Below are 23,554 nucleotides of genomic sequence, written 5' to 3' on the forward strand. Positions count from 1 at the left end.
CGAAGGAGCGACGCCATGTCGTGGGGACTCATCAGCGAGATGGGACATGTCAGCATCCAGACCCGGAATCTGGAGGCATCCGTGTTCGACGCCACCCAGCTGCTCGGCCTGCGCGAGACGGCCCGCAACGGGGGCACTGCGTACCTTGCGGCCGGGCGCGTGCATCACGAACTCGTGTACGTCGAGTCAGATCTTGACGCGCTCGACGGGTTCGGGCTCATCGCGCGCGACGGAGACGCCCTGCTCGAGTTGCGCCGCAGGGTCGACGACGAAGGCTTCACGATCGTGAGCGATCGCCCGCGGTTCGATGCCACCGAGGATGGCTTCTCGTTCATCGGTCCCGAGGGCTTCGTGTTCGATATCGCTCTCGGGGTTCAGCATGATCGCCCAGCGGCGGGCGGGTTCGGGCCCGACCGGTACGGCCACATCAACTTCCACCCGCGAGATGTCGGAGGCATGATGCGCTTCCTGCGGCGGGTGCTCGACTTCCGGCTCTCCGACACCATCGGTGACGACTTCGCCTACTTCATGCGCTGCAACTCCGACCATCACGGCATCGCGCTCATCCGGGGCGAAGGAACGCTCCACCACCACGCATGGCAGACGCAGAGCGTGGCAGACCTCGCCAAGCTCGGTGACCGCCTGCACCTCGCCGGGCGTGAACTGATCTGGGGTCCGGTTCGGCACGGCGCCGGTCACAACATCGCGGCATACTTCGTGGAGGCGAGCGGCGCGGTGGTCGAGCTCTACACCGATCTCGAGCAGATCTACGACGACAACCGGCCGCCGATCGAGTGGGGCCCCGATGACAACTGGTGGAACATGTGGAGCGCATATCGACCGCTCGAGTTCCGGCAGTACGGCATCGCACCAGTGCCCACGGCACGGCTGAAATGAGACGGATGCTGGAACGCCCCGACTCGCGAATGGCACGCCGCGCGACTGACGGTCGCCTGATCCTCGGGCTCGTCGCAGCGGCCCTCGTCGGGCTCAACCTTCGCCCGGCGATCACCTCGGTCGCGGCCCTGCTCGACACCATCGCCGAACACCAGCACCTGACCACCGTCGAAGTGGTGCTGCTCTCGTCACTGCCGATCGCGTCGTTCGGCGTGACGGCGCCACTCGTTCCAGTGGTCATGAGACGGCTCGGAGTCGAGACCACGCTGTTCGCTGCGATGGTCGTGCTCTCGCTCTCGCTCTGGCTTCGGGCCAGCGTCGACGTGCTGCTGCTGCCGGCGACCTTCACCGGCGGGGTGGCCATCATGTTCGGGAGTGTGCTGATCCCGCCGTTCTTGCGCTCGATCGCGGCATCCCCGTTCTGGATCGGCGTGACGACGACCATGTTCGGCATCGGTGCGGCTACGGGCGCCTGGATCGCCATTCCCGTCTACGAACTCGCAGGGAACGAGCTGACGCCCGCGCTCGGGATGTGGTCGATCTCGGCCCTCGTCGCAGCGCTCGGCATGCTCGTGGTGGTCGTCCGCGAGCGAGGCCGCCGTACGAGCCTGCCATTGCCGGGTGCACCGCCTGTCACCGACGCGAGCCGCCCATGGCGCCTCAACGTCTCGGTGGTCGCGACCTTCGCTCTCATGGCGATGGTGTACGCGACAGTGATCGCATGGTTGCCTGTGATGCTCCAGTCGCAAGGAGTGGATGCCGCGGATGCCGGCGCCCTGCTCGCCTGGTTCAACGTCGCCGGATTCCTACCCACGATGCTGCTCGGCACTATCGCGAAGCGCCCTCGCCTGCTCCTCGGCTCGGCGATCGCGGGCGGAGTGCTGCTCGCCGCAGCGATGGCCGGATTCACGCTCGGGCAGCCTTCACTGGCGTGGCTGCTCGTGACGGTCATCGGAGTGGCTGAGACGGGGATCTTCGGCATCTCGATGTACCTGCTCGTGCGCAACGAGCGCCCTGGCTCGAGCGTGCTCTCTGCCACGAGTCAGGGGGTGGGCTACGTGCTCGGCGCGTCCGTCTCCGCGCTCGCGGGAGCCCTGCAATCGTGGTCAGGCGACTGGAACTTCTCGCTCTGGCTGCTGTGCGCGATCTCGCTCGCGCTCGCCGTGTGCGCTGGCCGTGCCGTGCGCTACTCACGCTAACGGAGCCGCCGCGCCGCGGCATCCGCATCACTACGAATCACCATGACGACAGGAGAACCGATGAGATTCGCCAGCTTCACCACCCCCGACGGATCCGACACTTGGGGTGCAGCCGTAGACGGGGCGCTCTACGACCTCGGCCCGAGCGGCGCCAACCTCGCTGACTCGCTGAAGGACGCGATCGCGGAGGGCCTGCTCGACCACGAGCGCATCAGCCTGCAGACGTTGCCGGCCATTCCCGAGCGCGAAGTCGCGTTCCTGCCGGTGATCCCCGACCCGGCGAAGATCCTCTGCATCGGCGTCAACTACAAGACCCACCGCGAAGAGACCGGTCGCGCAGAGGTCAGCGCCCCGACGGTGTTCACCAGATTCGCCGACACGCTCATCGGGCATGACCAGCCGACGATCCGGCCAGCCACCACCGAGCAGTTCGACTTCGAAGGCGAGCTCGCCATCATCATCGGCTCACCCGCCCACAAGGTGAGCGAGTCCGATGCCTGGGGCCACATCGCGGGCATTGCCGCGTTCAACGACTTCAGTGTGCGCGACTGGCAGCGAGCGACCACGCAGTGGACTCCCGGGAAGAACTTCCCGGCGACCGGCGCATTCGGTCCGTATTTCGTGCCGGTGGCAGACGTCGATGACTTCGACGGGCTGCGCCTTGAGACGCGCGTCAACGGCGAGACACGGCAGTCGGCGCTGCTCGGCGACCTCATCTTCACGGTGCCCCAACTGGTGGCGCATGTGACCGGCTTCACCGCTCTGCGACCCGGCGACGTGATCGTGACGGGAACGCCCGGCGGTGTCGGCCTCTTCAGCGATCCGCCGCGCATGCTGATAGACGGCGACGTCGTCGAGGTCGAGATCGGCGAGCTCGGGGTGCTGCGGAACGTCGTGCAGCAAGAGCGCGACTGATCGCCGACTGAGTGGGTCTGGAACTCGGCGCAACTCAGAGCGCCTGCGGCTCGAAGCTTCTGGGCGTCAGAGGCTCTGGCCGAGTTCCCAAAGCCGGTCGGTTCGGCCGGATACCGCCTCTGCCAGGGCGAGTGCCTGGTTGTCGGTGAGCGACGCGACGTAGTCGAGCACGCCGCGCGCCCGTGCCAAGCCGTCGATCGACGGCGAGCCCTCGGGTTGCAACCGCGCCAGCACGTCCGGGTCGAGCGCGCGGTAGCCCTCATGGGCGAGCGCGATCAGGTCGCCCAGACGGCGCGGCACCCGCAGGCTGTCGTCTTCGTCTTGCAGCCAGGCCATGAGGGAGTTCACGGCGCGCACGAGAACGCGGCCGAGTCCGCGCTGGTAGATCGCCAAGTCCGGGCGGCTGAGCACGAATCGCTTGTGCACGAACTTCAGCACCTCGACCTCGTGCCAGGCCTGCACATCGAGGGAGACCGGGCCGGAACGGGAGACGGGCCGCGGGATCAGCACGACGGCATCCTGCAGTCTGCCGATCCAGCGTGCCGTGAACGAGGCGAGCAGTCGCTCGGCCTCGAGCGAGCCGTCGAAGGGGCGCGCGAGCAGCGAGTCGATCAGATCGGCCGAGGTCGAGACGACCGCTGACCGGAACGCCTCGTCGTCGGCGATCCACGCGTCGTTGCGAGCGATCTTGCGGCGCAGCGACTCGAGGCCGGCACCTGGCGTCTGGTCGCCCTGCAGGTCTGCATCGTCGAACCTCGCCCATGCCGCCCGAGCATCCAGCCAGCCGCGGAACTCGGCGGCGATCGACGCGTGGCCGAGCAGTCCTGCCCGGTAGAAGTCCTCGACGTCATGCACCGAGTAGGCGATGTCGTCGGCGACGTCCATGATGGCGCACTCGACCGACTGCTCGAAGGGCCGCAGCCCGCCGTGATCACGACGTGCGTCTTCCAGATCGTGCGCGTCGATCAGGTAGGCGGAGTACTTGTGGATGTCGAGCTGATCGGGATGCCGCCGGATGCCGCGGCGCGGCTCGGCGCCGAGCAACTCCGGATCGGTGGCGCTGGTCCACGGATACTTGGCGAGCGCCGTCCGCACGGCTGCAGTCAGGTTGAGCCCGCGCGCGGCCTCGTCGATCACATCGAGCACCGTGACGATGCGGTAGCTCTGAGCATTGCCCTCGAAGCCGTCGGCGAGGCCGAGCGTCTCACGTGCCATGCGGTCGAGGATCGATTCGCCGAGGTGGCCGAACGGCGGGTGGCCGAGGTCGTGCGCGGCGGCGGCGGCCTGAACGACCACGGGGTCGATGACCGCCTTGTCCTCCTCGACCTCACGCGGGCGCCCCCGCATGCTCTCGAGCTGCTCGGCCTGCATTCGAACAGCGATGGCGCGGGCGACGGCCGCGACCTTGATCGAGTGAGTGAGACGGTTGTGGATCTGCGCGCCCGCCCCCGGCTGCGAGATGACCTGCGTCACCGCCGAGAGCCGCGAGTAGAACGGCGAGAATCTGATGCGCTCGATATCGACGCGGTACTCGGCGTGCTCGTCCCTCGACGAGGCGTCGTGCAGTTCAGGATGCTGTCGCGCGGTGCGTCGTGTCATCGCGGGCTCCTTCCGAGCGGCTCAGTTGAAGAGCAGGTGCGCCAGGTCGGTCGGCGTCTTCGCGACGGCGATCGCGTCGCCGCGCTCCTCTTCGAATCCGTAACCCCAATCGACGATGATCGTCGGGATGCCGTGGGCCGCGGCTCCTTCGATGTCGTAGATGCGGTCGCCCACCATGATGGGGCGACTCGTGTCGTGGCCCATCGACTCCAGTCGGCGAAGCGCCTCCTCGACAACGTCGGCCTTGGCGCTTCGCACCTCGTCGGCCGAGGCGCCGGTGATCACGGTGAAGTACTGTGCCAGGTTGAAGTGCTCGAGCATCAGCGTCGCCGGGATCTCGGGCTTGCTCGTCGCGAGCGAGACCGGCACGTTCCGCCGGTGGATGTCACGGATGAGCGCAGGCATCCCAGCGAAGAGCGCGGAGTCGTACGCGCCGACATCGAGGTACTTCTCGCGGTAGATCTCGAGCGCGCGATCGGCCTCGGCCGGGGTCAGACCCGCCCGGTCCCTGAAGGAGTCCATGATCGGAGGGCCCACCCAGTGCAGCATCTCTTCGCGGCTCGGCACCGGGAGCCCCATCTGCTCGAGGGTCCAGCCCAGCGTGTCGATGATTCCGGGGGCTGAGTCGGTGATGGTCCCGTCGAGGTCGAGCAGGATGCAGGTGTACTTCATGGCGAGACAAGCCTAGGTGCCTGGCGGAGCGGCGAACGCGCGCCGAACCGCGAGGGCGACGGTCAGCCGCGCCGCTGCATGACGTCGTAGCGGGCCAGCGCGTCGGCATCCATCGCCCGGCTTCGAGCTCGCCGAGCCTCGTCGAGGGCAGCCACCGGGTCGGACTCGGCCTCGGAGAGCGCGAGATGGCGCTCGCTCTCGGCAAGACGCGTGCGCGCCGCGGCGCCGATGACGCGGCGGTTGGCGGAGATGAAATCGGATGCCGCTTGCAGCTCGCTGCGCGCCTGGCGTCGAGCTCCGTCGAGCGCCGCCCGGGCCTGTTCGAGGCGCTGCTGCGCGCTTCGGGCTGCACCGAGCGCGGCGTCGAGCGAGTCTGCGGCCGCCTGCACACGACCGAGCGACTCGCGCGCTTCCGCGGAGGCGTTGCTCTGAGCAGCGGTGATCGCGTCGTCGAGTCGGGTGATCGCGGCATTGATGCGGTCGCGCTGCGCTGCCTCTTCGTGCGCGTCGCGCAGCTTCGCCGCTTCAGCCCGCAACCCTGCGGCGTGGCGCAGTGCATCGTCGAGGCTGCGGCGCGTCTCCGCCCGCCCGAGTCGAGCTCGCGCGACGGTCTCCAGGTGTGCGGTTGCTCGCGCCAATGCACGCTCGCTCTCGCGCAGCGCAGGGCCCGCTGGACGAGTGACCACCGCCTCGGCGATGGCACCGGCGGCCGAGTCGGCAGCCGCCACGGCGCCGTCAAGCTCGCGTGTCGCGGCAGACAGCACGGCGCGGTCGTCCTGGCTGAGCTCGCCGGGCGCCCTCTCGCGCTCGGCAGCGAGCTGCGATCGGGCCTGTTCGATCGCGGCTCGCACGCGGGAGAGCTCGCCGGCCGCATCGGCTTCGCGCTGACGCCGAGCCTCGAAGTCCTTCGTCTCGGCAATCAGGCGCTCTGTCGCGGTGGTCGACAGTGCCGCGATGCGGGTCGCCCATTCGCGGCGCTCCCGAGGCGTGTCGGGCACCTCATCGTCGAGCAGTTGCTGCAGCCGGAACGCCTCGCGAGCCGCTTCCTTGGCCTGCGCGACCGCACCGCGAAAGCGTTCGATCGCCGGCGCGCCGAACTGGGCGAAGGCGAAGGCGAGCTCGTCCTCCGCCTCGCGGATCGCATCGTCGAGCTGCACGAGGGCGCTGCCGGCGCGAAGCTCGAGTGCGCGGTTTCCCGTCTGGTCCTCGATGTGGCGGCGCTTCGCCCGGCGCGCCACGAGCACGATGCCGAGCAGCATCCCGCCCGCCGCCACGATCCCCACGACGATCGCCGCTGTCAGCAGGGCGGTCGTGATGGCTTCCATGGCGGAGTCCGGGTCAGAAGAGTCGTGAGTGGCTGTCGTCGAGCCCGCGCAAGGCGTCGTAGTCGAGCGTGACGCAGCGGATGCCGCGGTCGATCGCGAGCGTGCGCGCTTGGGGCTTGATCTCTTGCGCGGCGAACACTCCCTGCACCGGTGCGAGCAGGGGGTCGCGGTTCATCAGTTCCAGGTAGCGGGTGAGCTGCTCTACGCCATCGATGTCGCCGCGACGCTTGATCTCGACGGCGACGCTGGCGCCCTGGTGGTCGCGCGCCAGAATGTCGACGGGTCCGATCGCCGTCATGTATTCGCGGCGCACGAGCGAGTAGCCATCCCCGAGCACATCGATCTGCTCTGCGAGGAGTTTCTGCAGGTGCGCCTCGACGCCGTCCTTCTGCAGGCCGGGATCCACCCCGAGCTCATGCTCGGAATCGTGCAGCACCTCATGGATGCTGAGCAGGAGCACATCGCCGGTCTTCGACTGCGAGACGCGCCAGATCTCTGCGACCCCGGCGTCGGCCTGGTCGGTATCCGGCTCCACGACGCTCATCGTGCAGGGCGGGCTCATCCAGTTGAGCGGCTTGTAGCTGCCGCCGTCGCTGTGCACCAGCACGCTGCCGTCGCTCTTGAGCATGAGCAACCTGGTTGCGAGCGGCAGATGAGCGCTCAGGCGTCCCGCGTAATCCACAGAACACCGAGCAACCACGAGACGCACCCCACGAGTGTATTCGAGCACGCTGGCCAGAACCACGCGCGGGCTTGCCCCGGCCTGGTGCGGGGCCTGCTGGTGCCAGAGCCCGCGACATCCTGCACTTGCCTGCCTGCCTGCCTGCCTGCCTGCCTGGCCCAGCATCCGCGACCCGTGCTCCCCACGCCGCCCGCGATGCGCGGCCCCTGCCTGACCCGCGACCACTGGACCTGGCGCTCTGTGCCCGCGGGGCCTTCCCTTCTCGCGAGGGTTTGGTGCACCCGCGAGGGTTGCAACCCGCGCACGCGCAGCGAACCTCGCGAGAACACAGACGTCGACCGAGCCCTGGTGCACCAAACCCTCGCGAGAACTCAGACGTCGACCGGGCCCTGCCGCAGCAAACCCTCGCGAGAGCACAGACGTCGACCGGGGCCTGGTGCACCAAACCCTCGCGAGAACTCCCCGCCGGGACGGCCGCGAGCCCGCGCGACCGGCTGCATCAGCGCGCGCCGACCACCATCCAGCGGTCACTGCGAGAGCGGATGCCGAGCGTCAGCGCCCGCGCGCCGATGTAGCCGAAGCCGAAGGCCGCCCAGAGCCAGAGCAGCGCGGCCAGGCCCTCGGGCCGCAGCACCTCGAGCGCGACCAGCATCGGTGCGTACATCGCGACGTTCACGAGCCCGGTGATGGCGAGGTAGCGGGCATCCCCGGCACCGATGAGCACCCCGTCGAGCACGAACACATACCCTGCGATTGGCAGACCGGCCGCCATGAGGAGCACCACCGGAGCGAGCCAGGCGCCCACCCGCGGGTCACTCGTGAACACGGGTGCGAGCACCGGGCTCAAGGCCGCGATGAGCAGAGCGAGCGCGCCGCCTCCGAGCAGTCCCATGCGCACCAGGCGCCGTGTGACTTCGCGCACTCGCTCCGCTTCGCCCGCTCCGAGCGCGTGGCCGATCAGCGCCTGGCCCGCGATGGCCAGCGCGTCGAGCGCGAAGGCCATGGTCGAGAAGATGGTCAGCGCGACCTGCATGGTGGCGAGCGTGGCGACCCCGAACGACGTCGCCACCACGACGGTCGCGACCATCGCCGCCCGCAGCGACGCCGTGCGCAGCAGCAGCCACCCGCCCGAGCGCAGCGCTCCCCCGACGCCGACGAGCCCTGGGCGCAACGATGCGCCCTCCGCGCGCGCTCCTCCCACCGCGATCACGATGTACACGGCGGCCATTCCCCATTGCGCCACAACCGTGCCGGCGGCCGAACCAGCGATGCCCCAACCGAAGCCGTAGATGAACACGGCGTTGAGGCCGGCGTTCGCGGCGAATCCGACCGTGGCGACCACCAGCGGGGTTCGCGTGTTCTGCAGCCCTCGCAGCAGCCCAGTCGCGGCGATCACCAGCAGCATCGCCGGAAGCCCCCAGAGCGAGACGCCGAGGTAGGCGGCGGCGGACTCGGAGACCGCCCCGTCGGCTCCGAAGGCCGCGACGAGCGGGTCGATCGTGAGCGCCCCCAGCCCGATGAGCACGACGCCGATGAAGAGCGCCAGCCACATGCCGTCGATGCCGGCGCTGATCGCCCCTGCCCGGTCGCCCGCACCGAGCCGGCGGGCGACCGTCGGCGTCGTGGCATACGCGAGGAACACGAGCAGCCCGACCGCGGTCTGCAGGATCGCGCCCGCGATGCCGAGGCCCGCGAGCGGCTCAGCGCCCAGGTGACCCACCATCGCGGTGTCGGTCAGCAGGAACAGCGGCTCGGCGATCAGCGCCCCGAGCGCGGGCACGGCCAACCGCATGATGTCACGGTCGAGGCGGCGCACCCCTCGAGCCTAGGACGACGGATGCCGTCGGCTGGCGCGCCGCGGAGGCCGCGTGCCGTCGGCCGGTGCGCCGCGACGTGCGCGCCACTTGGTCGCTTCCGCGCCACGTTGAGGTGGTGCGGACTCCACTAGGTGGCGCGCGAAGGGCGAGAGGGTGCCGCGGAGAAGCGCTGGTGAGGCGGCGGATGCCGTCGGCTGGTGCGCCGCGGAGGTCGCGTGCCGTCGGCCGGTGTGCGGCAGAGGCCGTGGGCCGTCGGGCGGTGCGCCGTGACATGTGCGCCACTTGGTCGCTTCCGCGCCACGTAGAAGTGGCGCGGACCCCACTAGGTGGCGCGCAAACAGTGGCAGCGCGCAAACGGCGGCAGCGCGCAAACGGCGGCGGCGCGCGGGCCCCACTGAGCGGCGCGGCGAACGCCCCAGGGCGACGGATGCCGGAGGTATGGCTCCCGGCATCCGTCACGCGCTCCGGGTAACGCGCTCCGCCTCACGCGCTCCGCGTCACGCCCTTCGCATCACGCGGTGCCGCGCCACCGCCCGAGGCCGTTCATGAGGTGGTACACGACGAGCGTCGCGACGGTGCCGAGCACGATGCCCGAGAAGGTCACAGAGCCGGCGTTCATGGTGAAGTCGGCGATCGCCACGATGAGGCCCACGCCGGCGGCGAGCTGGTTCTTCGGGTTGGCGAAGTCGACCTTGTTCTCGACCCAGATGCGCACACCGATGATGCCGATCAGACCGTACAGCGCCGTGGTGATGCCGCCGAGCACTCCCTGCGGAATCGTGAAGATGAGCGCGCCGATCTTGGGCGAGAGCCCGAGCAGGATGGCGGTGATTCCGGCCACCCAGTACGCGGCGGTCGAGTAGACGCGCGTCGCCGCCATGACGCCGATGTTCTCGCCGTACGTGGTGGTGGGCGAGCCGCCCCCGACTCCGGCGAGCACGGTCGCCACACCGTCGGCGAGCAGCGCGCGCCCCGTGAGCGGGTCGAGGTCGCGCTGGGTGAGCTGCCCGACTCCCTTCACGTGGCCGACGTTCTCGGCGATCAGTGCGAGCACCACCGGCAGGAACATCAGGTACAGGGGCAGGAAGCTCACATCGAAGACCGGTGTGGTGAACTCGGGCAGGCCGACCCACGCGGCCTCTGCCACCGGGGTGAAGTCGATCTCGCCCATGGCGACGGCCACGAGGTAGCCGACCGCGACGCCGATCACGATCGAGAGTCGGCCGATCATGCCGCGGAACAGCACCGCGACCAGCACTACGGCGAGAAGCGTAATCGAGGCGATGAGCGGCGAGGCCTCGAAGTTCTGCTTGGCGGCGGGCGCCAGGTTGAACCCGATGAGCGCCACGATGGTGCCGGCCACGACCGGGGGCATCAGCGCGTTGATCCAGCCGGTGCCCGAGAGGTGCACCACGAGGCCGACGATCGCGAGGAGCGCGCCGACGATGATGACGCCGCCCAGCGCCGCACCCCGTCCTTCCGCCGCGACAGCAGCGGTGATGGGCGCGATGAACGCGAACGACGAACCGAGGTAGCTCGGCAGGCGGTTGGCCGTGATGATCAGGAACAGCAGCGTTCCGATGCCCGAGAACAGCAGCGTCGTGCTCGGCGGGAATCCGGTGATCAGCGGTACGAGGAAGGTCGCGCCGAACATCGCGACCACGTGCTGCGCGCCGAAGCCGATGGTGCGCGGCCAGCTGAGCCGCTCTTCGGGGTTGACGACTTCAGAGGATGCGACGGCCTTGCCGTCTCCGTGAAGCTTCCAGGGCAGGGCCATAGGGGGATTCCTTGGTCGTGAAGTGATGAACAGAGTGCTTGAACAGGAGGCAATCGGATGCCGAGGGCAACTGTGCGTGACGATTGCTCGCCTGAGAGTACTGGAGCGCAAGGGAGCAACCCCGGCGCGGCTCGCACGCCGAGCGGCTTCTTTGCTCACGAGGCGTTGCTCCTGGCGCCGAGACGGCACTGAGCGCTGGCGCCGCGGCGGTCCCTGGCGCCAAGACGGCGCCCAGCGCTCGCCGGCGCAGCTAAGGCCAGAAATCGCCTTCACCCCCAGCGCAGGCGCGCCAGCGCGCTGGCTAGGGTGGGGGAATGACGCAGCCATCCGGTATCGCCCTCGACGAGCTCGACCCGGCCGTTCGGCCGCAAGACGATCTGTTCCGGCATGTGAACGGCCGATGGATCGATCGCACCGAGATCCCCTCCGACAAGGCGCGGTACGGCTCGTTCACGCTCCTGGCGGAAGCGTCGGAGCAGGCGGTGCGCGACATCATCATCGAGGCGCAGTCGGCCGAGCCCGGTACTGAGGCGCGCAAGGTGGGCGATCTGTTCGCCAGCTTCATGGATGAGGAGCGCATCGAACAGCTCGGCGTGGCGCCGATCACGGGGCTGCTCGAAGAGATCGACACCATTGACTCGTCGACGCGGCTCCTCGAGGTCGTCGCCAGGCTCGAGAGGCAGGGCGCCTCCGGCTTCTTCCAGCTCTTCGTCGACAACGACCCGGGCGACCCCGAGCGCTACCTCGTCTTCATCGAGCAGGGCGGCCTCGGGCTGCCCGACGAGTCGTACTACCGCGAGGAGAAGTTCAGCGGCATCCGCACCCAGTACACGGCGTTCGTCGAACGGATGCTGTCGCTCGCCGGCCTCGATGACGCCGGCGTTCGTGCCGCCCGGGTCACGGAGCTCGAGACCGCGCTCGCCTCGCACCACTGGGACAACGTGCGCTCGCGCGACAGTCGCGCCACCTACAACCTGACCGCATGGCGCGATCTGCCAGACCTGTTCGGCGGGTGGCTCGCCGCGCTGGACGCTCCGGCCGGCACCTTCGACGAGGTGGTGCTGCGGCAGCCGAGCTTCAGCGAGGGACTCGCGGGCCTCGTCGCAGACGCCGAGCGGCTCGACGCTTGGCGCGACTGGGCGCGGTGGCAGGTCGTGCGCTCGTTCGCTCCCTATCTGCCGAAGCGCTTCGTCGACGAGAACTTCGATTTCTACGGCAAGACGCTCACAGGCACGCCTGAGATCCGGGCGCGCTGGAAGCGCGGTGTCTCGCTGGTCGAGGGCGCACTCGGCGAGGCCGTTGGCCGCATCTACGTCGATCGGCACTTCAGGCCCGAGGCCAAGCACGCCATGGACGAGTTGGTGGCCAATCTCGTCGAGGCCTATCGACAGAGCATCACCGGGCTCGACTGGATGACCGACGAGACCCGAGTCCGCGCCCTCGAGAAGCTCGGCAAGTTCACGCCGAAGATCGGGTACCCGGTCAAGTGGCGTGACTACTCCGCACTGCCGATCGACGAGGGCGATCTCGTCGGCAATGTGCGTGCGGCCGGCGAGTTCGAGTTCCAGCGCGAACTCGCGAAGATCGGCCGGCCCATCGACCGCGACGAGTGGTTCATGACCCCGCAGACCGTGAACGCCTACTACAACCCCGGGTTCAACGAGATCGTGTTCCCCGCGGCGATCCTGCAGTACCCCTTCTTCGACGACTCGCGCGACGCCGCCGCGAACTACGGCGCGATCGGCGCGGTCATCGGTCACGAGATCGGCCACGGCTTCGACGATCAGGGGTCGCGGTTCGACGGGGACGGGCGACTCATCGACTGGTGGACGGACGTCGATCGGCAGGCCTTCGAGCAGCGCACCGGTTCGCTCATCGAGCAGTACAACGCCCTCGTTCCGAAGCAGCTCGACGGGCACAACGTGAACGGCGAGCTCACCATCGGCGAGAACATCGGAGACCTCGGAGGCCTCTCGATCGCGTGGAAGGCCTACCTGCTGTCCCTCGACGGCGCTGAGCCGCCGGTGGTCGATGGGCTCACTGGCGCGCAGCGCTTCTTCTTGTCGTGGGCGCAGGCCTGGCAGCTCAAGGTGCGCGACGAGGAGGCGATCCGGCTCCTCGCGATCGACCCGCACTCGCCGGCCGAGTTCCGCTGCAATCAGATCGTGCGGAACATCGACGCGTTCTATGACGCGTTCGACGTGCGCGAGAGCGATGAGCTGTGGCTCGATGAGGCGCAGCGCGTCAGCATCTGGTGAACCGAGCGTCTGGTGCCTTCGACACCGGCACATCCCGCAACCTGCACTTGATCTGTCGTGGCGAGGCTCAGCGGTGATCGGCGCACCAGTGTCTCGCGACTGAACGGTTTAGTCCGCGTCTTGCGGACACTTATGACATGCGTGCGGTATGATATTGGCATAACCACCCGGATGCTTCGGCTACCGGGCGCGGCCCCCGAGAAATCGGGGGCCTGCTTCGTTCACGGCCAAGACGGCGGTTTATTGATGGTCCGTCCCTGGCTGTCTTGAATCTGTTGCGCGAACTGGGAAGCGGAGAGCGTTCCGCGACGGATCTGTCGCACGGTTTCGAGGCCTGCTCTCTCGAACGCTTTGTTGTACCGCGCGTGGGCCACGGATACCAGCGCAAGGGCCTTCCCGCGGGAGCTCAATAGTTCCAGGGGTGGAACCAGATCAGAGTCATTCGTAACTACCGCGAACGAGTCGGCACGATCTTCCAACGCGTCAACGATGAGATGAGATGCGAGGGCGACGTCGCTGCCTTTTTCCTCCGGTCGCTTGACTCGAACTGTGAGTACGCGCCCATCCTCGCCGACTTCTTGAGGGTGGACCGGCAGGTGTTGCTTCACGAAGTTGAACTTGCCCTCGATGATTTCGACGTTCGTTGTTCGGAGCGCTCGCCAATAGACCTGTTGCCGTTGGCCAATGCCGGGATCATTAGTTAGTGGTTTAAGCGCGGCGGTGAAGAACTTGACTCCCACCACTTCGCGATGGGGAAAGAGCCGACACGCGAGCGCTTCAAGGTCAAGCCACTTGAACTCAGGAAACTCGCGTTGGAGGAGTCCCTTGTAGAGCGCAAAGCCATCGATGTAGACCATGACCGTTCGACGGGCTCGCACGGGCTCATGCTAACGACACCGCGCTATTGCGCACTCAGGGCTTGTGAGTTGCGCACGGGGCTGTGGTGCCGGTGCGGCGTCCGCGCCGTCGGCGTCAGGCGCTTGCTTCGCCCGTGGCGCTCTCGGCATCCCGGCGGCTCTTCTCGGCCGGGCAGAGCCCGAAGAGCGCATCGATGCCGCGCGTGAACTCCTCCGCACGGCCTTCGGCCGCCAGTTCGCGTGCGCGCACGGATGGTCGGTGCAGCAGCACGCCCGCGAAGTGACGCAGCGCGGCGGCGACTTCTGGCGACGCGCCACGGCCTCGTGTCAGTTCGCCCTGCAGCACCGCCTCGACGTGCTGGCGAAGCGCCACGACCGACGGTCCGATCTCGACGTCGTTCGAGAAGTCGGATGCCGCGGCCCGCACGAGCTCTTGAGCCTCAGCGGCGGCATGCACCTCCTCGAGCGGGGCGTGCAGCTTGATCGTCTCGAGGTCGAGCACTTCGGCGCCCGCGACTTCGGCGACGCGCGAGTCGACGTTGCGCGGCATCCCGAGGTCGACGAACAGTCGCCGGCCGGGGCGCACGTGGCCGACCTCGATCACCGGCCGCTCCGTGGTCGTGCAGGTGATCACGAGGTCGGCGCGGTCGATGGCCGCGTCGAGCGAGGTCTCGGCAGTGAGCGAGTGCTTGGCGGCGAAGCCGGCGGCGCGCCCGCTCGCCGAGTAGACGCGGATATCGGTCGCGCCGAGGTCTCGCAATGCGGCGACAGTCGTCGCGGCATACTGCCCGGTGCCGACGAGCAGCACGCGGTGCGTCGCCCAGTCCATCACCCGGCTGTCGGCCAGTTCGAGCGCGAGACGAACGAGTGAGCGGCCCGCGCCCCCGAGCGCCGTTCCGGTCTTGACGGTGCGGCTCGTCGCTGTGGCTTTCTGGAACAGCTGTTCGAGCGCCGACGACGTCAGACCCTCCTCACGGGCCTGTTCGAGTGCCCTGGCGACCTGGCCGGAGATCTCGTCTTCACCGACCACCACCGACTCCAGGCCCGAGGCGACCGAGAAGAGGTGGCGCACGACATCGTCGCCGTGCAGCACCTGAAGGTTGGACCGAAGCTCCGCAGCATCCACTCCCGCGCCGTCTGCGACGGTCTGGAGCGAGTCGAGCGCCGATGAGTCGAGGTAGACCTCGAAGCGGTTGCAGGTGGCGAGCACGACGGCGCCTCGCACATCTCCACGCTCACGGCCCCGCTCACGAAGGGCGTCGGTCACGCCGGGAGCCGCCGCCGACAGTCGTTCGAGCAGCCCGAATTCGGCGGTTCGATGACTGGCGGTGAGACAGAGAAGCACGGCCCACAGTATAGGTAGAGCATCTCGCCCATATCCTGAGCGCATGCCGCTCGCTCACGATCATCCGCTCGTCGATGGACGCACCTCGTCGTCCCCCCTCATCCGCGCCTACCGGGGTGAACGCCCTGAGCGGATGCCCGTCTGGTTCATGCGACAGGCGGGCCGATCGCTGCCCGAGTACCGCGAATTGCGCGCGAACGGCGACATGCTCGAGGCCTGCCTGACGCCCACCATGGCGAGCGAGATCACCCTGCAGCCCGTGCGCCGGCATGGCGTGGACGCCGGCATCTTCTTCAGCGACATCGTCATTCCGGTGAAGCTCGCCGGCGTCGACGTCTCGATCGTGCCCGGGCGCGGGCCCGTGCTCTCCCAGCCGATTCGCACCGCCTCGGATGTGCTCGCGCTTCGACCCCTCGACCCGGAGGCGCTCGCGCCCATTCGCGAGGCCGTCGCGTTGACCGTCGCCGAACTCGGCTCCACTCCGCTCATCGGGTTCGCTGGTGCACCGTTCACGCTCGCCGCGTACCTGGTCGAGGGCGGACCCTCGAAGGACCACCTGCGCGCGCGTTCACTGATGCACTCCGACCCGCACACCTGGGCCATGCTGCTGAACTGGGCAGCCGATGTCAGCGGCCAGTTCCTTCGCGCGCAGGTCGAGGCCGGTGCCTCAGCGGTGCAGCTGTTCGACTCGTGGGTCGGCTCGCTCTCGGAAGCCGACTACGTGCGCAGGGTGGCGCCGCACTCGGCACGGGTGTTCTCGCACCTGCGCGGGTTCGATGTGCCCAAGGTGCACTTCGGCGTCGGCAGCGGCGAGCTGCTGCCGGCCATGCGGGCGGTTGGGGCGGATGTCATCGGCGTCGACTGGCGCTTGCCGCTCGACGTCGCGTCAGCACGCCTCGGGGGCGATGTTCCGCTCCAGGGCAACATCGACCCCGCGCTGCTGAGCGCCCCCTGGCCCGCACTCGAAGCGCACGTGCGGCGCGTCGTCGAGCTGGGTCGCGCCGCCCCGGCGCATGTCGTGAACCTCGGCCACGGCGTGCCGCCCGAGACCGATCCGACCGTGCTGACTCGCGTCGTGGAGCTCGTGCACTCCCTGTGACGGATGCCGTGAACGAAGCGCAGCGCGGTGCCTCGCCGCGCAGCGCGTCCACGCCTGTGGTGGTGGTGGGCGGCGGCGTGGGCGGCTTGGTGGTCGCCCGCGAGCTCGCTCGCAGCTGCATCCGTGTCACGCTGCTCGAAGCCTCCGACCGGCTCGGCGGCCAGGTGCGGCGTCTCACGCTCGCCGGGCTCGACCTCGATGTCGGCGCCGAGGCATTCGCGACCAAGTCGACCGCCGTCGCCGACCTCGCCCGCGAACTCGGACTCGAGGCCGACATCGTCGCACCCGCGCCCCTGCGGGCGTGGCTGCAACCGGTGACCGGGGCGGCGCGGCCACTGCCCTCGACCGGACTGCTCGGTATTCCGTCGAAGCCGCTCGCCCGAGACGTGATCGCCAGCGTCGGCATCTTCGGGGCCGCGCGAGCAGCTGTCGATCGCGTGATGCCGCGCCGCGTCGGAGCCGATGCCGAGTCGCTCGGCGACCTCGTGCGCATCCGCATGGGTGCGGCAGTGCACGACCGTCTGGTGTCGCCGGTGGTCACCGGCGTGCACAGCGCGAGTCCGGCCGAGCTCTCCGTCGATCGCGCGGCCCCCGGACTTCGCGCGGCACTCCTTCGCTCAGGCTCCCTGTCACGCGCGGTGGGAGAGCTGCGGCGCGCCGCGCCGGCGGGGGCAGCCGTGGCAGGCATCCGCGGCGGCATCGCCCGGCTGGTCGACTCGCTCGAGCTGGAGTTGCGCGCTCTCGGCGTCGACGTGCGGCTCGAGACGGCCGTCGAGTCCGTGAGCCCCGACGGCGTTCAGCTCGCGGGCGGTGAGCACGTCGCGGGACGCGTCGTCGTCGCAGCCCCGGGGATGCTCGGGCCCTCGCCGACGAGGCCCGCTGTGGTGGCGGTGCTCGTGCTCCGGTCGGCGCAGCTCGATGCCGCCCCGCGCGGTACGGGGCTCCTCGTCGCCCCCGGTGCTCCCGGCATCCGCGCCCGTGCGCTCACCCATCAGACCGCGAAATGGCCATGGCTCGCCGAACGTGCGGCGGGTCAGGGCGAAGGCCTGCACGTCGTGCGGCTCTCGTACGCGAGCGCGGATGCCGACCTGCCTACGATCGCGTTGCGCGACGCGTCGACCCTGCTCGGCGTGCGCCTCACGGCATCCCACCTGGTGGAGAGGGCGATCGTGACGTGGCAGCGCGCCGCGGTATCGGAGTCACCCGTGCCGGAAGGCGTATTGCTCGTGGGAGAAACGGCCGCCGGCGGGGGACTGGCCGCGGTGGTGGCGCACGCCCGCCGCACGGCGCAGGAACTGGCACGCGACATCGCCGGGGAGGCCGCCGAGGGCGCGCCACGCCGCCTCGGCCAGGGTTAGCCCCGCGGGCCAGGGGTGCAACCCCGACCGACGGCGGCAACTCTGGCCGCGAGCGCAGCCCGCGCCAGAACCGACGCGCGCCGTTGCAGGAGCGCCCGTCGGCGAGAGCGCGCTGCCGGCGCTCACACGTTAGGCCGATTCTCACCGAGGGCTCGCTAGCGTGACCCACATGGCAGATGAGCGTGCTGTGCCCGCAGACGATTCGCCCTCGAGTGCCGCGCGCAGCGGCAGCGAGCCCGAGTCGAACCTCCCCGGAACCTTCGCCCCCACATCACGTGCGGCCTCACCGGCACCCGGCTCCGGCTCAGGCTCCGGCCCCGACGCCGAGCTCCGCCCCGAGCTGCCCGTGACCGTGCTGGGCGCGACTCCTGCCTGCGCCGGCGGCGACCCGCACATCACCGAGCCTGTCGACTACGACGCGATTCTGCTCGCCGGGTTCGGCGGCCCCGAGGGCCAGGACGACGTCATCCCCTTCCTCCGCAACGTCACACGCGGCCGCGGGATCCCCGATGAGCGACTCGAGGAGGTCGCGACGCACTACCGCCACTTCGGCGGCGTCAGCCCCATCAACGAGCACAACCGTCAGCTCAAGGCCGCGATCGAGCAGGAGCTCGCGAGCCGCGGCATCGACCTTCCCGTGCTCTGGGGCAACCGCAACTGGGCTCCCTACCTGGCCGACACCGTTCGCGAGGCGCATGAGCGCGGCTTCACCAAGCTGATCGCCATCGCGACGAGCGCCTACAGCTCGTTCTCGAGCTGCCGCCAGTACCGCGAAGACTTCGCGATGGCGCTCGAATCGACCGGGCTGCTGGGCGATGGCACGTCACCGGCTGCCGTGCAGATCGACAAGGTGCGCCAGTTCTTCGACCACCCCGGCTTCGTTGCACCCTTCGCGCAGGGTGTGCGCGCCGCGCTCGATGAGCTCGAGGGCCAAGGCTTCGCCGACGAGCAGGTGCATGTGCTCTTCAGCACCCACTCGATCCCGATGACGGATGCCGCGCGCTCCGGCCCCAGGGGGCACTCCTTCGGCGAGGGCGGCGCCTACGCCGCGCAGCACCAGGCCGTCGCCGAGGTCGTCATGGAGCTCGCCGAGAGCGACGCGCCCTGGAGCCTGGTCTACCAATCGCGCTCGGGACCGCCCGAGATGCCCTGGCTCGAGCCCGACATCAACGACGCGATCGAGGAGCTCGACGCCGAGCAGACCCGCGCCGTCGTGATCGTGCCGCTGGGCTTCGTGAGCGATCACATGGAGGTCATGTGGGACCTCGATGAGGAGGCCATGCAGACCGCACGCGACCGCGGCTTCGCGGCCGTGCGGGTGCCGACCCCCGGCATCCACCCCGAATACGTCTCGGGCCTAGTCGACCTCGTGATGGAACGCGTTCAGGGCACGCCGGTGGCCGAGCGTCCCGCGCTCACGCCGCTCGGCCCCTGGTACGACGTGTGCCGACCCGGATGCTGCGAGAACGTGCGCGCCGGCTTCAAGCCCGCCGCAGCCGGGGTCGCCCCGTGACGCCGCCTTCCGCCAGCCCGGCCCTTCCCGCCACGATCAGAGTCGGCACGAGGGCGAGCGCGCTCGCCATGGCCCAGACTCGCGCGACCGTCGAAGTCCTGCAGACGATGACCGGTGCTGCCGCCGAGCTCGTGCCGATCGTGTCGGAGGGCGACCGCACCACCGCCTCGTTGGCCTCGCTCGGAGGCACGGGAGTGTTCGCGGCGGCGCTTCGCACTGCGTTGCTCGAAGGCCGCTGCGACGCTGTCGTGCACTCGCTGAAGGATCTGCCGACCACACCGCTCGACGGGCTCGTGATCGCTGCGACGCCGCGCCGCGAAGACGCCCGCGACGCGCTGTGCGCTCGCGATGGGCTGACTCTCGACACGCTACCGGCGGGCGCCCGGGTCGGCACGGGCTCGCCCCGGCGCCGCGCCCAGCTGCTCGCCCGGCGCCCGGATCTGCAGGTGCTCGACATCCGCGGCAATGTCGACAGCAGATTGGGCAGGGTTCAGTCGGGCGATCTGGATGCCGTCGTGCTGTCGCTCGCGGGTCTGAATCGGCTCGGCCGTGCCGATGCCGTCACCGAAGCGTTCCCGCTCGAGGCCTGGCCAACCGCGCCCGGGCAGGGCTCGCTCGCGCTCGAGGTTCGGGCGGGCGATGAGGCGCTCGTGTCGGCGCTCGACGACGTGGTGACCAGACTGACCGTCGACACCGAACGGGGCGTGCTCGCGCGTCTCGAAGCCGGCTGCGCTGCGCCCGTCGGCGTGGTCGCCCGTGTCAGCGGTGGCGGCGAGGGCGATGCCCGCGGGGCTGAACTGCACGCCGAGGCGCACGTCTACGCGCTCGACGGCACGCGCTCGCTGCGCAGCGCTCACAGCATCCTCATCGACGACGCGGAACGGCCCGCAGCCGAGCTCTCTCGCCGAATCGTCGACGAACTGCTCGGGGCCGGAGCCGCGACGCTGGCGCCCCTCGGATCGAGGCGATGACCGAAGCCCATCCTCAGCGTCTCGCCGGCTGGCGGGTGCTCGTGCCCCGCGCAGGGGAGTGGGGCGCGCGCGCTGCGGCCCGCCTTCGCGCGGAAGGCGCCGACCCCGTCATCGTGCCGCTCATCGCGTTCGCCCCGCCGTCGGACCCTGCCGCGCTCGCCGCTGCTGCTTCCCGCCTCGCGACGGGAGAGTACGACTGGGTCGTCTTCACGAGCGCCACGACCGTGAGCGCACTGGCCGGCGCGGCGGGTGCGCATGTGGGCGATCTCCCAGATGCCGCGGCACCCGGCTCGGGCAGCCCCGGCCCCCTCGTGGCGGTCGCGCCCACGACGCGGGTCGCCGCCGTGGGAGAGGCGACGGCTGAGGCCCTCGAGCTCGCCGGCGTCGACGTCGACTTCGTGCCCGAATCCGATTTCTCGGCACGCGCCCTCGTCGAAGAATGGCCCGCACGGATGCCGGGACTGCGGGTGTTCGCACCGCTCTCCGAGATCGCGGCGCCGACCCTCGTCGACGGGCTGCGCGGCTACGGACTCGAGGTCGATGAGGTCGGCGCCTACTGCACCGTCACGGCCTCGCCCGACGACGCCGGTCGTGCGGTGCTGGCGGGTCCGCTCGATGCCGTGCTCGTGACTTCCGGGAGCGTCGCCCGCGCCCTCGTCGAGCTCGCCCCCGAACTCGACCCGTCCACCGTAATCGCCTGCATCGGTCCAAGAACGGCTCAAGAGGCAGCGGAGGCCGGGCTCGCGGTCGACGTCGTCGCCGCTCGCCAGAGCATTCGGGCGCTCATCGACGCGCTCGCCGTCGCCCACCATCCGCACCTCGCGCCGACCTCCGAGGAGAACAGCCCATGACGTTCCCAGCGCACCGCCCTCGCCGCCTCCGTGCCACACCAGCGATGCGGCGCCTCGTCGCCGAGACACGCCTCCACCCCGCTGAGCTGATCCTCCCGATGTTCGTTCGGGAGGGCATCGATGACCCCGTGCCGGTGAGCTCGATGCCGGGCGTCGTGCAGCACTCGCTCGACTCGTTCCGTCGCGCACTGCATGAGGCGGCAGAGGCGGGCATCGGCGGCGTGATGCTCTTCGGCGTGCCGGAGGAGAAGGATGCGGTGGGTTCCGGCGCCACCGACGAGTTCGGCATCCTCAACGTCGCCACACGGCTCGCCGCGGCCGAGGTCGGAGACGCGCTGGTCGTGCAGACGGACCTGTGCCTCGATGAGTTCACCGACCACGGTCACTGCGGTGTGCTCGACCCTGAAGGGCGCATCGACAACGACGCGACCCTCGTGCGCTACCGCGAGATGGGGCTCGCGCAAGCGGCCGCCGGGTCGGCGATGCTGGGTCTCTCGGGCATGATGGACGGCCAGGTCGCGGCGGTGCGCGACGCGCTCGACGGCGCCGGGTTCTCAGACACTGCGATCCTCGGCTACGCGGCGAAGTACGCCTCCGCGTTCTACGGACCCTTCCGTGAGGCGGTCGGGTCGTCGCTGCAGGGCGACCGCAAGACCTACCAGCAGGACCCCGCCAATCGGCGCGAGGGGCTGCATGAGGCGGCACTCGACCTCGGGGAGGGGGCGGATGTCGTGATGGTGAAGCCCGCGATGTCGTTCCTCGACGTGCTGGCCGATGTCGCCGCGATGAGCGACGTCCCCGTGTGGGCGTACCAGGTGAGCGGCGAGTACGCGATGGTCGAGGCTGCAGCCGCCAACGGCTGGATCGACCGCGAACGCGCGATCATCGAGAGCATCATCGGCATCCGGCGCGCCGGCGCGGACGCGGTGCTCACCTATTGGGGGGTCGAAGCAGCCGCCATGCTCAAGGAAGGGAAGGCATGAGCGAGGCAAGGGCTCAGACCGGCATCGCCGCGGGGCTCGACAGCGCGGGGCTCGACAACGCAGCGCAGTTCGAACGGGCGCAATGCGTGATTCCCGGCGGCGTCAACTCGCCGGTTCGCGCATTCGGGTCGGTGGGTGGCACTCCCCGGTTCTTCGTGTCGTCGCGCGGCGCCACAGTCACCGACGTGGAGGGGCGCGAGTACATCGACCTGGTCGCATCGTGGGGCCCGGCTCTGCTCGGCCATGCCCATCCCGAGGTCGTCGCCCGCGTGCAGGAGGCCGCCGCCAAGGGTCTGTCCTTCGGCGCGTCGACCCCCGCTGAGACCGAACTCGCCGAGCTCGTGCGCGAGCGGCTCGTTGTGAACGGTGCGTCGCCCGTCGAGAAGCTGCGCCTGGTGTCGACCGGCACCGAGGCGACGATGACCGCGATCCGCCTGGCCCGCGGCGCGACGGGCCGCGACCTCCTCGTGAAGTTCGCCGGCCACTACCACGGGCACTCCGACTCGCTGCTCGCCGAAGCAGGGTCGGGCCTCGCGACGCTCGCGCTTCCGGCATCCGCCGGCATCACTGCAGCGACGGCTGCGCAGACGCTCGTGCTGCCCTACAACGACCTCGCTGCGGTCGACGCGGCGTTCGCCGAGCACGGTGACCGGATCGCCGCGGTGATCGTCGAAGCCGCCGCGGCCAACATGGGCGTGGTGCCGCCCATGCCCGGGTTCAACGCCGCTCTCGTCCGGATCGCGCGAGAGCACGGCGCGCTGATGATCCTCGATGAGGTGCTCACCGGCTTCCGCGCGGGCCGTGCCGGGTGGTGGGGCCTCGAAGCGACGGGTGAGGTGCCCGGGGGCACGGAGTGGACGCCCGACCTGATGACGTTCGGCAAGGTCGTGGGCGGCGGGATGCCGCTCGCCGCCGTCGGTGGACGCGCAGACCTCATGGATCACCTCTCGCCGCTCGGCCCCGTCTACCAGGCGGGAACCCTCAGCGGGAACCCGCTCGCGGTGGCCGCAGGACTCGCGACGCTGCGCCTCGCAGACGCCGCTGTGTATGCCCGGCTGAATGAGCTCGCCGACACCATTTCGCGTGAGGCGTCGGCGGCACTCAGCGCTGCTGGCGTGACGCACTCCGTGCAGCGAGCGGGCACGCTCTTCTCGATCGCGTTCGCGGAGCAGCCGCCGCGCGACTATGCCGAAGCGAAGCAGCAGGAAGCGTTCCGTTACGCGCCGTTCTTCCACACGATGCTCGAGCAGGGGGTGAACCTGCCGCCATCGGTGTTCGAGGCATGGTTCGTCATGGCCGCGCACGACGACGTCGCCCTCGAGCGCATCGTCACGGCGCTGCCGCATGCCGCGCGGGCAGCGGCTGCCGCGCAGGCCTGAGCCGATCGGGCCTCTTGCGCGGCCGGATGCCTATGAGCACCGCTCGAGTTGGCGCGA

Annotated in this window: 19 protein-coding genes; 11 read left to right on the forward strand and 8 right to left on the reverse strand. The window is 69.7% G+C overall.

From position 1 onward, the window contains the following. Positions 1 to 15: 15 nt before the first annotated feature. The 3 genes from ABV606_RS06595 to ABV606_RS06605 are packed head-to-tail and all read left to right on the forward strand — an operon-like array spanning position 16 to position 3,011. Complete coding sequence (locus ABV606_RS06595) at positions 16 to 897, forward strand: VOC family protein (RefSeq protein WP_353987133.1); 882 nt, start codon at positions 16 to 18, stop codon at positions 895 to 897. A 5-nt stretch (positions 898 to 902) separates the two neighbouring features. After that, on the forward strand, positions 903 to 2,096 hold the full coding sequence (locus ABV606_RS06600) for an MFS transporter (RefSeq protein WP_353987134.1): 1,194 nt from the start codon (positions 903 to 905) through the stop codon (positions 2,094 to 2,096). Between the two features lie 60 nt (positions 2,097 to 2,156). Continuing rightward, entirely contained in the window at positions 2,157 to 3,011 is an 855-nt protein-coding gene (locus ABV606_RS06605; protein WP_353987135.1) for a fumarylacetoacetate hydrolase family protein, read from the forward strand. A 66-nt stretch (positions 3,012 to 3,077) separates the two neighbouring features. Here ABV606_RS06605 and dgt read toward each other — a convergent pair whose 3' ends face one another. The 6 genes from dgt to ABV606_RS06635 all read right to left on the reverse strand — a co-directional run bounded on the left by dgt (position 3,078) and on the right by ABV606_RS06635 (position 10,883). Then, complete coding sequence (gene dgt, locus ABV606_RS06610) at positions 3,078 to 4,610, reverse strand: dGTP triphosphohydrolase (protein ID WP_353987136.1); 1,533 nt, start codon at positions 4,608 to 4,610, stop codon at positions 3,078 to 3,080. Between the two features lie 21 nt (positions 4,611 to 4,631). After that, positions 4,632 to 5,282: an HAD hydrolase-like protein gene (locus tag ABV606_RS06615; RefSeq protein ID WP_281489027.1), complete on the reverse strand. Its 651-nt coding sequence runs from the start codon at positions 5,280 to 5,282 to the stop codon at positions 4,632 to 4,634. A gap of 62 nt (positions 5,283 to 5,344) precedes the next feature. Next, the gene (locus tag ABV606_RS06620; protein WP_353987137.1) at positions 5,345 to 6,607 is read right to left on the reverse strand and encodes a hypothetical protein; all 1,263 of its coding nucleotides are present in this window, start codon (positions 6,605 to 6,607) and stop codon (positions 5,345 to 5,347) included. 13 nt (positions 6,608 to 6,620) lie between these two features. After that, positions 6,621 to 7,316: an endonuclease NucS gene (gene nucS / locus ABV606_RS06625; RefSeq protein WP_353987138.1), complete on the reverse strand. Its 696-nt coding sequence runs from the start codon at positions 7,314 to 7,316 to the stop codon at positions 6,621 to 6,623. Positions 7,317 to 7,788: 472 nt separating this feature from the next. Next, positions 7,789 to 9,081 carry an MATE family efflux transporter gene (locus tag ABV606_RS06630; RefSeq protein ID WP_353988791.1) on the reverse strand — a complete coding sequence of 431 codons (1,293 nt, stop codon included), beginning with the start codon at positions 9,079 to 9,081 and terminating at the stop codon, positions 7,789 to 7,791. A gap of 536 nt (positions 9,082 to 9,617) precedes the next feature. Further along, complete coding sequence (locus ABV606_RS06635; RefSeq protein WP_353987139.1) at positions 9,618 to 10,883, reverse strand: uracil-xanthine permease family protein; 1,266 nt, start codon at positions 10,881 to 10,883, stop codon at positions 9,618 to 9,620. A gap of 314 nt (positions 10,884 to 11,197) precedes the next feature. On the opposite strand from ABV606_RS06635, the gene ABV606_RS06640 reads away from it, so the two are divergent. After that, positions 11,198 to 13,141 (forward strand): M13 family metallopeptidase, encoded by a 1,944-nt coding sequence (locus ABV606_RS06640; protein ID WP_353987140.1) that lies wholly within the window; start codon positions 11,198 to 11,200, stop codon positions 13,139 to 13,141. 221 nt (positions 13,142 to 13,362) lie between these two features. Here ABV606_RS06640 and ABV606_RS06645 read toward each other — a convergent pair whose 3' ends face one another. Beyond that, positions 13,363 to 13,998, reverse strand: coding sequence for an NYN domain-containing protein (locus tag ABV606_RS06645; protein ID WP_353987141.1), 636 nt, complete (start codon positions 13,996 to 13,998; stop codon positions 13,363 to 13,365). A 115-nt stretch (positions 13,999 to 14,113) separates the two neighbouring features. After that, positions 14,114 to 15,343: a glutamyl-tRNA reductase gene (locus ABV606_RS06650; protein WP_281488147.1), complete on the reverse strand. Its 1,230-nt coding sequence runs from the start codon at positions 15,341 to 15,343 to the stop codon at positions 14,114 to 14,116. A gap of 43 nt (positions 15,344 to 15,386) precedes the next feature. Here ABV606_RS06650 and hemE point away from each other — a divergent pair, with 43 nt between their 5' ends. The 7 genes from hemE (at position 15,387) to hemL (ending at position 23,497) form a co-directional block, all read left to right on the forward strand. Further along, positions 15,387 to 16,442, forward strand: coding sequence for a uroporphyrinogen decarboxylase (gene hemE / locus ABV606_RS06655; RefSeq protein WP_281488148.1), 1,056 nt, complete (start codon positions 15,387 to 15,389; stop codon positions 16,440 to 16,442). 8 nt (positions 16,443 to 16,450) lie between these two features. After that, on the forward strand, positions 16,451 to 17,800 hold the full coding sequence (locus ABV606_RS06660; protein WP_353987142.1) for a protoporphyrinogen/coproporphyrinogen oxidase: 1,350 nt from the start codon (positions 16,451 to 16,453) through the stop codon (positions 17,798 to 17,800). Between the two features lie 352 nt (positions 17,801 to 18,152). Next, the gene (locus ABV606_RS06665) at positions 18,153 to 19,313 is read left to right on the forward strand and encodes a ferrochelatase (protein ID WP_353988792.1); all 1,161 of its coding nucleotides are present in this window, start codon (positions 18,153 to 18,155) and stop codon (positions 19,311 to 19,313) included. Further along, positions 19,310 to 20,284 (forward strand): hydroxymethylbilane synthase, encoded by a 975-nt coding sequence (gene hemC / locus ABV606_RS06670; RefSeq protein WP_281488150.1) that lies wholly within the window; start codon positions 19,310 to 19,312, stop codon positions 20,282 to 20,284. Before ABV606_RS06665 ends, hemC begins: the two co-directional genes overlap by 4 nt. After that, positions 20,281 to 21,135: a uroporphyrinogen-III synthase gene (locus ABV606_RS06675; protein WP_353987143.1), complete on the forward strand. Its 855-nt coding sequence runs from the start codon at positions 20,281 to 20,283 to the stop codon at positions 21,133 to 21,135. Before hemC ends, ABV606_RS06675 begins: the two co-directional genes overlap by 4 nt. After that, positions 21,132 to 22,118, forward strand: a complete 987-nt coding sequence (hemB, locus tag ABV606_RS06680) for a porphobilinogen synthase (protein WP_353987144.1) — start codon at positions 21,132 to 21,134, stop codon at positions 22,116 to 22,118. Before ABV606_RS06675 ends, hemB begins: the two co-directional genes overlap by 4 nt. Continuing rightward, positions 22,115 to 23,497, forward strand: coding sequence for a glutamate-1-semialdehyde 2,1-aminomutase (gene hemL / locus ABV606_RS06685; RefSeq protein ID WP_353987145.1), 1,383 nt, complete (start codon positions 22,115 to 22,117; stop codon positions 23,495 to 23,497). Before hemB ends, hemL begins: the two co-directional genes overlap by 4 nt. The last annotated feature ends 57 nt before the right edge of the window (positions 23,498 to 23,554 follow it).

The sequence above is a fragment of the Ruicaihuangia caeni genome, from assembly GCF_040536845.1.
GTDB lineage: Bacteria > Actinomycetota > Actinomycetes > Actinomycetales > Microbacteriaceae > Ruicaihuangia > Ruicaihuangia caeni.